General features: G+C 65.3%; 14 protein-coding genes and 1 pseudogene. 11 read left to right on the plus strand and 4 right to left on the minus strand.

Annotated elements, in window-relative coordinates; all coding sequences use genetic code 11:
* The first annotated feature begins 38 nt into the window (after positions 1-38).
* The 7 genes from ACVIJ6_RS00540 (at position 39) to ACVIJ6_RS00570 (ending at position 7,493) form a co-directional block, all read left to right on the plus strand.
* Positions 39-821: an IclR family transcriptional regulator gene (locus ACVIJ6_RS00540; protein WP_456771020.1), complete on the plus strand. Its 783-nt coding sequence runs from the start codon at positions 39-41 to the stop codon at positions 819-821.
* Positions 821-1,696, plus strand: a complete 876-nt coding sequence (locus tag ACVIJ6_RS00545) for an ABC transporter permease (RefSeq protein WP_456771021.1) — start codon at positions 821-823, stop codon at positions 1,694-1,696. The genes ACVIJ6_RS00540 and ACVIJ6_RS00545 overlap by 1 nt, the downstream gene beginning before the upstream one ends.
* Positions 1,697-1,705: 9 nt before the next feature.
* Positions 1,706-2,584, plus strand: coding sequence for an ABC transporter permease (locus ACVIJ6_RS00550; RefSeq protein WP_456771022.1), 879 nt, complete (start codon positions 1,706-1,708; stop codon positions 2,582-2,584).
* 14 nt (positions 2,585-2,598) lie between these two features.
* Positions 2,599-3,663 carry an extracellular solute-binding protein gene (locus ACVIJ6_RS00555; RefSeq protein ID WP_456771023.1) on the plus strand — a complete coding sequence of 355 codons (1,065 nt, stop codon included), beginning with the start codon at positions 2,599-2,601 and terminating at the stop codon, positions 3,661-3,663.
* Positions 3,660-4,751, plus strand: a complete 1,092-nt coding sequence (locus tag ACVIJ6_RS00560) for an ABC transporter ATP-binding protein (RefSeq protein WP_456771024.1) — start codon at positions 3,660-3,662, stop codon at positions 4,749-4,751. The genes ACVIJ6_RS00555 and ACVIJ6_RS00560 overlap by 4 nt, the downstream gene beginning before the upstream one ends.
* Before the next feature lie 84 nt (positions 4,752-4,835).
* The gene (locus ACVIJ6_RS00565; protein ID WP_456771025.1) at positions 4,836-5,939 is read left to right on the plus strand and encodes a DUF917 domain-containing protein; all 1,104 of its coding nucleotides are present in this window, start codon (positions 4,836-4,838) and stop codon (positions 5,937-5,939) included.
* Complete coding sequence (locus ACVIJ6_RS00570) at positions 5,940-7,493, plus strand: hydantoinase/oxoprolinase N-terminal domain-containing protein (protein ID WP_456771026.1); 1,554 nt, start codon at positions 5,940-5,942, stop codon at positions 7,491-7,493. It abuts the gene before it with no gap.
* 7 nt (positions 7,494-7,500) lie between these two features.
* Here ACVIJ6_RS00570 and pncA read toward each other — a convergent pair whose 3' ends face one another.
* Positions 7,501-8,124 (minus strand): bifunctional nicotinamidase/pyrazinamidase, encoded by a 624-nt coding sequence (gene pncA, locus ACVIJ6_RS00575; RefSeq protein ID WP_456771027.1) that lies wholly within the window; start codon positions 8,122-8,124, stop codon positions 7,501-7,503.
* A gap of 185 nt (positions 8,125-8,309) precedes the next feature.
* Between pncA and ACVIJ6_RS00580 the strand changes: the two genes are divergently transcribed.
* Together ACVIJ6_RS00580 and ACVIJ6_RS00585 are read left to right on the plus strand one after the other, a co-directional pair.
* Positions 8,310-8,618, plus strand: coding sequence for a hypothetical protein (locus ACVIJ6_RS00580; RefSeq protein ID WP_456771028.1), 309 nt, complete (start codon positions 8,310-8,312; stop codon positions 8,616-8,618).
* A gap of 58 nt (positions 8,619-8,676) precedes the next feature.
* Positions 8,677-8,874, plus strand: a complete 198-nt coding sequence (locus ACVIJ6_RS00585; protein WP_456771029.1) for a hypothetical protein — start codon at positions 8,677-8,679, stop codon at positions 8,872-8,874.
* On the opposite strand, the gene ACVIJ6_RS00590 is transcribed toward ACVIJ6_RS00585, so the two are convergent.
* The 3 genes from ACVIJ6_RS00590 to ACVIJ6_RS00600 form a co-directional block, all read right to left on the minus strand.
* Positions 8,871-9,068: a DUF3606 domain-containing protein gene (locus tag ACVIJ6_RS00590; protein WP_456771030.1), complete on the minus strand. Its 198-nt coding sequence runs from the start codon at positions 9,066-9,068 to the stop codon at positions 8,871-8,873. The genes ACVIJ6_RS00585 and ACVIJ6_RS00590 overlap by 4 nt on opposite strands.
* Positions 9,069-9,184: 116 nt before the next feature.
* Entirely contained in the window at positions 9,185-10,735 is a 1,551-nt protein-coding gene (gene amaB / locus ACVIJ6_RS00595) for an L-piperidine-6-carboxylate dehydrogenase (RefSeq protein ID WP_456771031.1), read from the minus strand.
* 469 nt (positions 10,736-11,204) lie between these two features.
* On the minus strand, positions 11,205-12,161 hold the full coding sequence (locus ACVIJ6_RS00600) for an IS481 family transposase (protein ID WP_456771032.1): 957 nt from the start codon (positions 12,159-12,161) through the stop codon (positions 11,205-11,207).
* Between the two features lie 339 nt (positions 12,162-12,500).
* On the opposite strand from ACVIJ6_RS00600, the gene ACVIJ6_RS00605 reads away from it, so the two are divergent.
* The gene (locus tag ACVIJ6_RS00605) at positions 12,501-12,758 is read left to right on the plus strand and encodes a hypothetical protein (RefSeq protein WP_456771033.1); all 258 of its coding nucleotides are present in this window, start codon (positions 12,501-12,503) and stop codon (positions 12,756-12,758) included.
* A gap of 538 nt (positions 12,759-13,296) precedes the next feature.
* Positions 13,297-13,521, plus strand: a pseudogene (locus ACVIJ6_RS00610) (transposase); the annotation flags it as partial.
* Positions 13,522-13,676 lie beyond the last annotated feature (155 nt).

The following is a 13,676-nucleotide window of genomic DNA, read 5'->3' on the forward strand; positions in this document are numbered from 1 at the left end:
GGGACTACGTTCCAAAAAATGGAACAAACGGTATCATCATGAGCGCCCTGACCAACGCTATCGACATTCTGCGCTGCTTTTCGACCTCGCGGCCCGACCTCTCCTTCGCCGACGTGCAAGTCCTGACCGGCAAGCCGAAGAGCTCCACCTCCCGCCTGCTCCGCTCGCTGCGCGATTGCGGCCTGCTCGAGCAGGATCCGCACAGCCGCCGCTACCGTCCCGGCCTGCTCACCTTCGAACTTGGACGCCTGCATCGCGCCCATGACGATCTGATCGCGACCGCCGAGCGCGAGCTGCGCGACGTCTGCGCGCGGACCGGCCATACCGGCTACATCGCTGTGCTCGACGGCTATCAGCAGGTCGTGTTGCGCATCGTGACGGGATCGAACCCGCTGCGCGTCGTCAATCCGCCAGGCCAGCGTACGCCGGCGATCATCACCTCGAACGGCCGCGCCATGCTGGCGCGGCTGTCAGACCAGGAGATCCGGGCGCGTGTCCCGCTCGACTATCCGAAGGTGCCTGCCAATTCACCGCAGAACTTCACCGAGTTGATGGCACGGCTGAACGAAATCCGCCGCACCGGCATCTCCGACGCGGCGGATGAGGCCATCGAAGGTGTCGGATCGCAGGGTTTTGCGCTGGCGAGCGGCGAAACCGGCGAACTGATCGGCATCGCCGTCTCCTATTCGGTGCAGGCCACGACCGAGATCGAACGCGCCAATGTCCGCCGCGAGCTCGGCGCGATGGCCGCGCGACTGCGTCGCATCACCGGCGATCCGCTGGGCCAGACCATCGAGCAGCTCGCCGGACTGGCCTCCTGATGCCAGCCACCGGCGCGCCGCGCGTCAACAGCCTCGCGCTGTTGATCCTGCCCAGCGCGCTGCTGTTTGCTCTGTTCTTCTTTTTGCCCATCGGGCTGATGGCCGTCATGAGCATGCTGACCGGAAATCCGGTCGTCATGCCGCATGTCGGCTTCACTGCAAAGCACTACGCCCGCATCGGCAACGACAGCTACTATCTCGAGGTGATCTGGACTACGCTCCGGATCGGCCTCTGGACGACTATCGTCGCGCTCGTAATCGGCTATCCGCTCGCGCATTGGATGTCACGGATCAGGAGTCGCAGCGGCCATGCGCTGCTGCTGACGGCCGTGCTGGCGCCGATGCTGACCGGGATCGTCGTACGCACCTTCGCCTGGATGACCTTGCTGTCCGACAAGGGCGTCATCAACCAGGTCCTCGCCGCGCTCGGCCTGATCTCGACCCCGCTGCACCTGATGTATAATGAGACCGGCATCATCATCGGCCTGGTCCACATCTATGTGCCGTTCATGGTGCTGACCCTGACGGGCGTGATCGGCCGCATCGACGAGCGGCTCGAGCAGGCGGCCGAGAATCTCGGTGCCAGCCCGTGGCGCGCCTTTCTTGAAGTCACCCTGCCGCTCAGCCTGCCGGGCATCCTCGCCGGCTCGCTGCTGGTGTTCGCGCTCGCGATCAGCGCCTATGTCACGCCGATCCTGCTCGGCGGCTTTCAGATCATGACCCTGCCGATCCTGATCTATCAGCAGATCTCCGCGAACTTCAATGTCGGCTTCGCTGCGGCGCTGGGCATGGTGCTGCTCGCGATCTCGCTCATGCTCGTCATCGCCTACAACCATGTGCTCGGCCTTGTCTCCGGCCAGCGCGAGCTGCAATGAAGGGTGGCGATGCCGAGCCTCTCGTCCCCACCACCATCGCAGCTGACGGCCTCGATCGAGCTTGCGACCTCGACCGGCCTTCGCCGCCGGGCCGCGCCTCGGGGCTGGGGCCGCAGGCTTTATCTGGCGGTCAATATCGCGGTTCTGGTCTTCCTGCTGGCACCGATCGCGATCGTGATCGTCTTCGCACTCAATCCGACGCCGTTCATCCAGTTTCCGCCGGTCGGACTCTCCTTGCGCTGGTTCGAGAAATTCTTTGCCTCGCGCGACTTCATGCAGGCGCTCGTGTTCAGCCTCGAGGTCGCGGCGATGACCACGATCGCCGCGACCGTACTCGGCGCATCTGCCGCGCTGGCCGTTGCCCGGGGCAATCTGCCGGGCTCGCGGCTGATCATGGCGACCATGCTGTCGCCGCTGATGCTGCCGGCCATCCTGACCGGACTTGCACTGTTCCAGTCCTACGTCCTGCTCGATGTCGGCCGTCCATTGTGGAGCCTCGTCGCCGGCCACACGCTGGTGACCATTCCCTACGTCGTCCGCACCACGCTCGCGGTGCTGCACAATTTCGATGTCAGGCTCGAGGAAGCCGCGCAAAATCTCGGCGCCAGCCCGGCCCGGACCTTCTTCGAAGTGACCCTGCCGCTGGTGAAACCTGGCGTGCTTGCCGGCGCGATCTTCGCCTTCATCGTGTCGTTCGACCAGTTTCCCGTGTCGCTGTTTCTCGTTGCCCCCGGCCGCGAGACATTGCCGATCACGCTGTTCAACTATCTGAAGTTCGATCTCGACGGCACGATCGGCGCCGCCTCGATCGTCTCCATCCTGCTCGCCTTCCTCGTGGTCATCGCGCTTGACCGCACGGTGGGCCTGCGCTCCTACGTCAAACTCTAACGGAGATCCTTGAGATGACCGCCTCATCGCGTCGCTTTCCCCTGAGCCGCCGGCGCTTGCTGACTGCGGCGGCCTCGCTCGGCGCCGGCGTGATCGCGGCGCCCTACGTCGCGCGGGCCGATGAGGCCGTGCTGAACGTGACGGGCTGGGGCGGCAAATGGGGCGAGGTGATGAAGGCGGAGATCGGCCCGGCCTTCGAGACCGAGTTCAAGTGCAAACTCAAGACCGATACCGCCCTGCCCTTCCTGCCGAAGCTGCAGGCCAGTTCGCGCTCTGCGCCGGTCTATGACGTGCTGCACACCAACTCCAACGAGCAGTGGGCGGCCGTCGAAATGGGCCTCGTCGAGCCCAAGGTCGATCCCAGGCTGGTGCCGAACATCGCCGACGTCTACCCCTATGCCGTCAGCGACAAGATTGTCGGCGTCTGCATCTTCACAAGCGCCATCGGGCTCGGCATGCGCACCGACAAGGGCTATTCCAGCATCTCCTCCTGGAAGGAGTTTTGGGACGCCAAATATAACGGCGCCCGCGGCGGCTACGTCATCCCGGTCAACAGCCTCGGACAGGCATTCGTGATGATGTGCGGGACCCTGTACGGCAAGGGGCAGACCGATCTCGATGCCGCTTATGCGGCGCTGGAGAAGCTCAAGCCGATCAAGCTCGTCGACTTCACCGGCGCCATGGAGAAGCAGATCCTGTCCGGCGAGGTCGGGCTCGGAATCATCCACGATTCCGGTATCTATCGCTATGACGGCCAGAACCAGCCGATCGACTTCGTGACGCCGAGCGAAGGCGTGCTGTCGCTGGAGCAGGTGCTCAGCATCACCCCCGGCAGCAAGGTGAAGGAGCTCGCCAACGCCTATGTCAACTACATGCTGCGCCCCGCAGTTCAAAAGCGCCTCGCCGAGACGGTGTGGTATTCCCCCGCCAACAAGACGGTCAAGCTCGATGCCAAGTACGACGCGAAGCTGCTGACCACGCCGGAGAAAGTCGGCAAGCTGATCCAGGTCGATTGGAAGTGGTACAACGCGCAGAAGGACGAGATCGACAGCCGGGTCAACCGGATCTTCCGCGCATGAGCGCTGCCATCGAGATTGCCGGCGTCAGCAAGGTCTATGACGGCGGCGTCCGCGCCGTCGATGCTGTGGCGATGGACATCCGGCCGGGCGAGTTCTTTTCGCTGCTCGGCCCGTCCGGCTGCGGCAAGACCACGACGCTGCGCATGATCGCAGGCTTCGACAGCCCGAGCGCCGGCGAGATCCGGCTTGACGGGACCGACATCACCCATGTGCCGGCGCATAAGCGTGACATGGCGATGGTGTTCCAGAACTACGCGCTGTTTCCGCATCGCACGGTCGCCGAGAATGTCGCCTTCGGCCTGCGCATGCGCAAGATCGACAAGGCGACCATCGCCGCCAAGGTGAAGGCCGCGCTCGCGATGGTCGAGCTGTCCGGCTTCGAGGATCGCCGGCCGGCACAGCTGTCCGGCGGCCAGCAGCAGCGCGTCGCGCTCGCCCGCGCCATCGTCATCTCGCCACGCGTGCTGCTGTGCGACGAGCCACTCGGCGCGCTCGACAAAAAGCTGCGCCAGCAGATGCAATTCGAGTTGAAGCAACTGCAGAAGAACCTGGGCGTGACCCTCGTCTTCGTCACCCACGACCAGGAAGAGGCACTGGCGATGTCCGATCGCATCGCCGTGATGAACGCCGGCCGCGTCGAGCAGATCGGCACGCCCACCGAGATCTACGACCAGCCGCGGACCCGTTTCGTGGCTGACTTCATCGGCGACACCAACATCTTTCGTGGCCAGCACGTAATGATGGATCACGGCGCCGGGCTCGCGGTCGGCCGCGGCCTCATACTGGCGCTGCCAAAGGCGGTCGCGACGGCCGACCATGCAGCTGGCCTGTCGGTGGCGCTGAGGCCCGAGAAAATCGTGGTGTCGCCGCGCAGCGGCGCCGACGGCGGGAGCGCGGGCCGCTCGGCGCGCGGCACGGTCGAAAGCACCAACTTCCTCGGCGGCGCCGTGCTGTACCGCATCGTGCTCGAAGACGGCCAGCGCGTGCTCGCGCAGCAACCCAATTCGGGGACCAGTCCTTTTCATGCGCCCGGTCAGGCGGTCACGCTCAGCTGGCAGCCCGGCGATCTCGTCATTCTCGAGGATTGATATTGTGAACGTCATCCGCGCGTCAGCGCCCGATCCGTCCATCCGCGAACCAAGACCACATTCTCCGATCGCGGAGCCCTTGTCATGACCGGGGGCGCGATGACGACGATCAGCCTCGACGACATCGAGGCGCTCGCGGTCGGCGCCTGGATCCTCGGCACCGGCGGCGGCGGCAGCCCCTATCTCGGGCTGCTCAATCTGCGCCGGCTCTATGCCGAGGGACATCGTGTGCAGCTGATGTCGCCGCTCGATCTCGCCGACGACGACTGGGTCGCCGTGGTGTCCAACATGGGCGCCCCCTTGGTGGGCCAGGAGCGCCTCGCCGACAGCCGCAGCATCGCGCGCGCGGTGCGTATGCAGGAAGAGATCAACGGCATTAGCTTCCGCGCCGTGATGTCGGTCGAGATCGGCGGCGGCAATGGCATGCAGGCGCTGATGGCGGCGGCGCATCTCGGCATTCCCGTCGTCGACGCCGACTGCATGGGCCGCGCCTTCCCGGAGGCACAGATGACGTCGGTAGCGATCGGCGACCTCAAGCCCTATCCCTGCACGCTGTATGATCCGCGCGGCATCGAGGCTGTCGTGACCAAGGTGCCCTCCTGGAAGTGGATGGAGCGCGCCAGCCGCAAGATCTGCGTCGAGATGGGCTCGATCGCCTCGACCAGCAAGGCGCCGCGCACGGGACGCGAGGTCAAGGACTGGGGCATCCATTTCACCACCACCAAGGCGATTGAGATCGGCCGTGCAGTCGAGGCCGCCAACAGGAGCCACCAGGACCCGATCGCGGCGATCCTCGCCTGCGAGGGCGGACAGCGCCTGTTCACCGGCAAGATCGTCGATGTCGAACGCCGCACCACCGAAGGCTTTTTGCGCGGCTCTGCCGTCGTGGAGGGCAGCGATGACGATCGCGGCACGCGGCTCAAGCTGTCGTTCCAGAACGAATGGATCGTCGCCTGGCGCGATGGCGAGGCGATCGCGATGTCGCCCGACCTGATCTGCGTGCTCGACAGCGTCAACGGCCATGGCATCGGCACCGAGACAGCGCGCTACGGCCAGCGCGTGACCGTGATCGCGCTGCCCGCCCCCGCCGTGCTGACCAGTCCGCGCGGCCTCGACTTCGTCGGCCCCCGCGCCTTCGGCTACGACCTCGATTTCCGGTCGCTGTTCGCGACCGCTGGAGCTCCATGAATGAAGCGCATTGGCATTGACGTCGGCGGCACCAATACCGACGCGGTTCTGATTGCCGACGACAGGGTCATTCACTCGGTCAAAAGCGCCACCACCGCCGACGTCACCTCCGGCATTCTCGCCGCGCTGAAAGCGCTGCGGGCCAATCCCGCAGCGGCCGTGCCGGTCGATGCGGTCGTCATCGGCACCACGCATTTCATCAATGCGGTGGTGCAGCGGCGGCACCTGCAGCAGATCGGTGCGGTCAGGATCGGCATGCCGGCCTCCGCCTCGCTGCCGCCGTTCTGCGACTGGCCAGCCGATCTCGCCGCGCTGGTCAGCGGCGAGATCTTCATGCTTGAGGGCGGCCATGACTATGACGGCCGCCCGTTCATGCCGCTCGACACCGGCGGCCTGAAGGCCGCCGCGCGCGCAATCAAGGCCAAGGGCCTGCGCGCGGTCGCGATCGCCTCGTCGTTCTCGCCGCTCGACCCGAGTTGCGAGATCACCGCGCGGGAGATCTTCGCCGAGATCTGCCCTGACGTGGCGGTCACGCTGTCGCACGACCTCGGCCGCATCGGCCTGTTGGAGCGCGAGAACGCCGCCCTCCTCAACGCCGCCCTGCATGACCTTGCCGTCACCACCGTCACCGCCTTCCGCAAAGCGATCGCCGAGGCCGGCCTGGATGCGCCGCTGTTCCTGACCCAGAACGACGGCACCGTGATGCAGGCGGAGACCGCGACCGCCTTCCCGGTCATGAGCTTCGCCTCGGGCGCCACCAATTCCATGCGCGGCGCCGCCTATCTGTCCGGCCTCGACGACGCGATGGTCGTCGATGTCGGCGGCACCACCAGCGACATCGGCCAGTTGCGCCACGGCTTTCCGCGCGAGGCCAACGCGGTCGTCGAAGTCGGCGGCGTCCGCACCCTCTTCCGCATGCCCGATCTGCTCTCGATCGGATTGGGCGGCGGCAGCCATGTCGAACAGGATCCCGTCCGCGTCGGCCCACTCAGCGTCGGGTACCGGCTGACATCCGAGGCCCTGGTGTTCGGCGGCGACCGCCTGACGGCGACCGATATCGCGGTCGCGGCCGGACTGATCGATCTCGGCGACGGCGCCCGCGTCGCGCATCTGCCGCGGCGCCTGATCGAGGCTGCACTTGCGGATGCCCATCGCAAGCTCGAAAGCGACATCGACCGGATGAAGACCGAGGCCGGCGACGTGCCGCTGCTCGCGGTCGGCGGCGGCGCCTTCCTGGTGCCGGAGCGCCTCGCCGGCATCTCGGAGATCGTCCGCGTCGACCATGGCGACTGCGCCAACGCCGTCGGCGCAGCCATCGCCCAGGTCTCCGGCGAGGCCGACCAGGTGTTCCGCGACATGACCCGCGACGAGGCCATCGCGGCGGCGCGCGGCATTGCCGAAGCGCGCGCCATCCAGGCCGGTGCCGACCGCGACGCGCTCAAAATGGTCGACGTCGAGGACATGCCGATCGCCTACCTCCCCGGCAACGCGCTCCGCGTCCGCGTCCGCGTCGCCGGCGCGATTGCCGAGCCGAACATCGGCGCGGCGGCGTAGCTTCGTCTCAAGCCAGTTCGGCGATCCTGGTCACGCCCGCCTCGGCGCCCTGCGCCTTCGCGGCCGCCATCGAGCCGCCGAGATCGATCCCGCGGCAGGCGCTGTCGATCACGACGGCGTCGAAGCCGAGCCGGCGCGCGTCGACCGCGGAGTAATGCACGCAGAAATCGGTCGCGAGCCCGACCATAAATACCCGGCGCAAGCCGCGTTCGCGCAGATAGCCGGCAAGGCCGGTCGGCGTCGTCTTGTCGTTCTCGAAAAACGCCGAATAGGAGTCGATCGCCGGACGGAAGCCCTTGCGAATGATCAGTTGCGCCTTGTCGGTCGCCAGACCGGCATGAAAGGCCGCGCCCGACGTGCCCTGGATGCAGTGATCCGGCCACAGCGTCTGCGGGCCGTAAGCCATCGGCACGCTCTCGAACGGCGCCTTGCCCGGGTGACTGGCGGCGAACGAGCTGTGGCCGGCGGGGTGCCAATCCTGGGTGAGAACGACGTGATCAAACAGCCCGCTGAGCCGGTTGATCACCGGGACGACCGCATCGCCATCGCTCACGGCGAGCGCGCCGCCGGGACAAAAATCGTTCTGCACATCGATGATGAGCAGCAAATCCTCGTTGGTCTTGATCTGCATCCTGCACCCGTTTCACCAGACTCTCACGAGGATGGCCTCGGCCCGCGGCGATCTCAAGCCGACCAGCCCAAGATTCTGCGGCGGCAGCCGAGGGGCAGCCCCACCATTTCGGAATCCCTGCCCTGCACGGCGGAGCTGGAAACGCCGGGCCAATCGTGGATTCTCCCGGTTGGAGAGTTTTTCCGATGCCCACGACCATGACACGCCGCTCCGCCAGCGCCAGCCTCGAACGCTGGGCCATCGCAACCCTGCGCGAGGCCGGGGCGATCGTCGCATGCGAGGCGCATGGCCGGATGCGCGAGCGCGGCGACCCGCATGCGCTCGCCTGCGCGCTCGGCGCGGCACGCGACGATCCGCCGCCCGGCATTTGCGGCTCGGAAGCAGTTGCGGCGATCGAGGATGTTCTCGGCGGGATCGGCGATACCTGCCCTGATTGTGCGCAGCCGAGCGAACTGGAAGAATTGCCGCGACAGGACTTGCCGCAACTAAAATAAGTGATTCCCCTTCACTCGCGCGTGCTCTAGCTTGAAGCCTCCACCGGGAGACATCACCGTGTCGAGGCGTCCCGCTCTCCCGCTGCGCAAGCCGTGCCCGACCTGCGGGCGCCCGTTGGCCGTGCGGGAGGGCAGCGGCGAGCGCTGCAAGCTGATCTGTCCCGCCTGCGACGGCCCCGACCCGCTGCGTTCGCCGAAAGCGCTCGGCTGGGCCAAGGGATCGCTGCGGCCGCCGAAGCGGCCGCAGGAGACCTAGCGCGCGAGCTTGCGCTCGACCTTTTTGCGGCTGTTGCCCACCTTCTTGACTGCCTTCTTCACGGCGGAGGCCGAGCGTCCGCTCTTCTTGGCTTCGTAGCGCACTTCGTAGTCCTGGCCGCCCGCAACGAGGGCACGGTCCTGCTTGCGTCCGCGGCTGGATGTTGCCGTCGAGGTCTTCTTCTTGGCTGCCATGATGCATCTCCTTGCCAGCGCGCAACGCACGACCCCGCAGGGCAGTTCCGCGGAGCGGCAGCGGCGGGCTCCTCACCATCAGGGTCTCGCCTGGCCGAAGAGATGCGTCATGCCGATCACCCGATGTCGAACTTGACGCCCTGCGCCAGCGGCAGGCTGCGACCGTAGTTCACGGTGTTGGTGGCGCGGCGCATATAGGCCTTCCACGAATCCGAACCGGACTCGCGGCCGCCGCCGGTCTCCTTCTCGCCGCCGAACGCGCCGCCGATCTCGGCGCCGGACGGGCCGATATTGACGTTGGCGATGCCGCAATCCGAGCCGCGCGACGACACGAACAATTCCGCCTCGCGCAGGTCATTGGTGAAGATCGACGATGACAGCCCCTGCGGCACTGCATTATGCAACGCGATCGCAGCGTCGAGGTCGCGATACGGCATGACGTAGAGGATCGGCGCGAAGGTCTCACGCTCGACCGGGCCGGCCTGCGAGCTGATTTCGACCAGCGCGGGCCGCACATAATAGGCGCCCTCGCAGCCCCCGACCGCAACGCGCTCGCCGCCGAACACGCGGCCGCCCTGATCCCGGGCCGCGCTCAGGGCATCCTGCATGGCGTCATAGGCGCCGCGGTCGATCAGCGGGCCGATCAAGGTGCCCGGCTGCAGCGGATTGCCGATCGCAACCGAGGCATAGGCCTGCGTCAGCCGCGGCACCAGCTGCTCATAGACATCGGCATGCACGAACAGCCGGCGCAGGCTGGTGCAGCGTTGGCCGGCGGTGCCCATCGCCGCGAAGGCCACCGCGCGCAGCGTGAGATCGAGATCGGCGGAGGGCGCGACGATCGCGGCATTGTTGCCGCCGAGCTCGAGAATGGCCCGCGCAAAGCGGCTGGCCAGACAGGCCCCGACGACGCGGCCCATCGCCGTCGAGCCGGTTGCCGACACCAGCGGCACCCTGACATCGTCGACCAGCATCTCGCCAACCGCGCGGCCGCCGATCAGCAGGCCAGCAAGCCCCTCCGGAGCCTCCCCGCCCTCGCGCCGGAAACGAGCCAACGCGCGCGCCAGCAGCGCGTCGGTCGCCAGCGCCGTCAGCGGCGTCTTTTCGGAGGGCTTCCAGACCACGCTGTTGCCGCACACCAGCGCGATGGCCGCGTTCCACGCCCATACCGCCACGGGGAAGTTGAACGCCGAAATGATGCCGGTGACACCCAGGGGATGCCACGTCTCCATCATGCGGTGCTCGGCCCGCTCGGTCGCAATGGTCAGGCCATAGAGCTGGCGCGACAGGCCGACCGCGAAGTCGCAGATGTCGATCATCTCCTGGACCTCGCCGAGACCCTCGGAGACGATCTTGCCGGCCTCGATCGAGACCAGGCGACCGAGCGCCGCCTTGTTGGCGCGGAGCTCCTCGCCGAGCAGGCGCACCAGCTCGCCGCGCTTCGGCGCGGGGACCAGCCGCCACTGCAAGAATGCGGCATGCGCCTGCGCGATCACCTCGGTCGCACCGGCCTGGGTCTCGTCATGCACCTGCGCCAGCACCTCGCCGGTGATCGGCGAGCGCGCCGCGCGCGCTCCGCCGCGCAGCCGCTCCGGCGCCACGCCCAGCGCGCTCAGGATGTCGGCGGTTTCCACAGCGAGCGAGAGGGAGGATGCTGGACTGGTGGACATTTACAACTCCGAATTTGCCTGCCGCGCCGGTGCGCGTAAGGATTAGTCATGGTCCGTCGGGAACGCCACCCCTGTAGATCAAATTCCACCGCAGCGCGAGCACAAGGCGGCTGGCGAATCGGCCACCCGGCCGTCCCCGCGGGCGGCGTCCCTGCGTCCGACCGGACCTCTCGCGCGAAAACCTGACTTGGTCTACCGAGTTGCCCAGCTTCGCTCGCCTGCTGATCTGGCGTTTGCTGATCTGGCGCGCATCGGAGCAGTCCCGCAACGCCGATGCGTCCGGGCTGGTGAGATCGATGATCCCTCGCAACATCACGAGGGCGCAGGGAATGCCGGGCGCTGGCCGCAACCCATGGCCCGCCTGCAGCAAAAAAAGCAGGCGGCAGTCACCACAGGTTCAGCCCAACTCCGGCATTCCCTGCGCGATGGTTTTCACAGTTATGACGTGCTCTCCCCGGTGTACGGCTGTCTAGCTGTGGAGCCTCAGGAGGTTGTCCTCGGTTAAACCGAGTCTGCTGATAGGCGGCTGGGAGTTTATGCCGCCGTGAGGCCGGTGCCAATTATACTGGTGCAGCCAGATGGGCAGTTGCGCGGCGCGCTGATCGGAAGTGGGATAGGTGTGTGCATAAGCCCACTCCCGGAGCGCTGTCTGGATAAAGCGTTCAGCCTTGCCATTGGTTCTGGGCGTGTAGGGCTTGGTGCGGATATGCTTGAGACCAATATCGCGGCAGGCCTTATCGAAATCGAAGCCGATATAGCAGCCTCCGTTGTCAGTCATGACGCGGGTGACGGTAACGCCCAAGCTCTTGTAGTGAGCGACAGCGGCCTTGAGAAACGCAACAGCACTCTCGGCGGTCTGATCCGGCTTGAGCTGTGAAAAAGCGACACGGGAGTGGTCATCGATGCAGACATGCATGTACTCCCAGCCAAGACCGCGACAATGACTATAACCGTTCCGATTACCGGTGACGCGATGGCCGCTTTGCGCGAAACGGCCGAGCTTTTTGATATCGATATGGATCATCTCGCCGGGCGCAGCGTGCTCATAGCGACGCACCGGTTCGATCGGCTCCAGATCACGGATTCGGTTCAGCCCCAGCCGTCGCAGAACGCGGCTGACCGTGGCCGGCGACACCTTAACCTCAGCCGCAATCTGCTTGCCGGTGTGGCGCTGACGGCGCAAAGCCTCGATAGCGGTACATGTGGCAGCAGTGGTTTGGCCTGGCGATGAGTGCGGTCTGGAGGAGCGATCGAGCAATCCCTCGACACCTTCCTCGCGGAACCGCATCACCCATTTGGCTACGGTCTTCGGCGTCGTATTGTACTGGTAAGCAGCTTCAGCATAGCTCAGCCCACCGTCTACGACACTGCGCACCATCGCCTCTCGACCTTTCGGTGTCATAGGCGCATTCTTGTGGACGTCCATCTGGTCTCTCCTTGGAACACTGAAGCTTCGCAACCTCAGCTTCCTCGGTTCAGACCGGATGGACAACCTCCTGGAAGACCACATCTAGCCACCGTCGTCCAGGAGGTCATCATCCCCCCCGGACTTGACGCCAGCGTCGCGGCGCCAGGACCACACGATTTCCTGTCCCGCCGATTGCCGTTCGTCCGCGTGCAAGCACGCTGCGGCAACAGGCGGCCATCGCCTTCCCGCCTCACGTGTCGTGACGATCGCGATACGCCCCTCGTGGCGAAGCAGGATGGCGGGAGTAGAGCATAGTTTCTGGAAAAGCGAAAGAGAAATTTTCGAACGGAAAACGCCGTGACTCCGGCTCATCGGCCGCAGCCAAGCCAATCGTATGCAACGTTCACCGGCGTCGACAGCGCCATTCTAAAGCACGTCGTCGCTGAAGCTCGTAAACGGAAGTATACACGGCTCAGCCAGGACACCGGCACTACAGAGCTGCATGCTCCTGCCGTCGCGCTCGACCGCAGCGCTGGCTTCGTTTCCAGTGAGCCGTTCGCAAGCTACCAAGCAAGCCCGCACAATCAGTTGATGACGCTCCATTTGGCCGATTGAGCAGATTCCGCTTACAAGAGACCACGACCGACGGACTGCTCCGGCGTGGGCCCAAGCCTATCGCATATGATGATCAGATGATGATCAGAGTTGAGTTCGGCTTCCGTCCACATCGTCATGGCCGGGCTCCGTCCCGGCCATCCACGCCGTTCGGCATCCTGGGACGGACGTGGATGCCTGGGCCTTCGCCGCACCGAAGCGGCTTCGGCCGCGCAGGCGGGACGAAGCCCGGGCATGACGACGCGGGGCAGCGCGGGAGAAAAACAACAATTCGTCATATGCGATAGCCCAGGGCGTGGGCCGGAGCGAGATCGTGATGAGAGAACCCGAAGGCGACCAAGCAGAAGGTTGGCTGGTCGCCCTCCAGTATTTCGGCGCCAGTGCACCAAGTTTTCGAACGCGAGCCAGATTGTCCGGCAGGATTTAGGTGACAGTGCACTAGATTAAACGTCCCTTCGTTGACGTGCCCCCGCCAAATTAGGCCAGTTTGAACTGGAATTTTCCACTTATGATCCCACCCGGGACAGAGGAGAGTTCCATGAAGGCATCGAAGTTTTCGGAGGCTCAGATCGCATTTGTTCTGAAGCAGGCTGAGGACGGTACGGCGGTTGCGGAGGTTTGCCGCAAGGCCGGGATCAGCCAGGCGACGTATTTCAATTGGAAGAAGAAGTATGCCGGTCTGATGCCATCGGAGATGAAGCGGCTGCGCCAACTCGAGGAGGAGAACGCCAAGCTCAAGCGGATCGTTGCGGACTTGTCGCTTCCCTCAAAGGTTTCGTTTAGCTTTGATCGGGAAGAGCGAACAGAATCAGATATAGATGACCTCAAGCGTCAATCGAATGGCCGAGCACATTTTTTGCCTCGACTTACGTATGAAAATTACCTCCTCGACCCTGACGCAATCTTGGCGCTCTTGGA

It is taken from the genome of Bradyrhizobium sp. USDA 4369, from assembly GCF_054056435.1.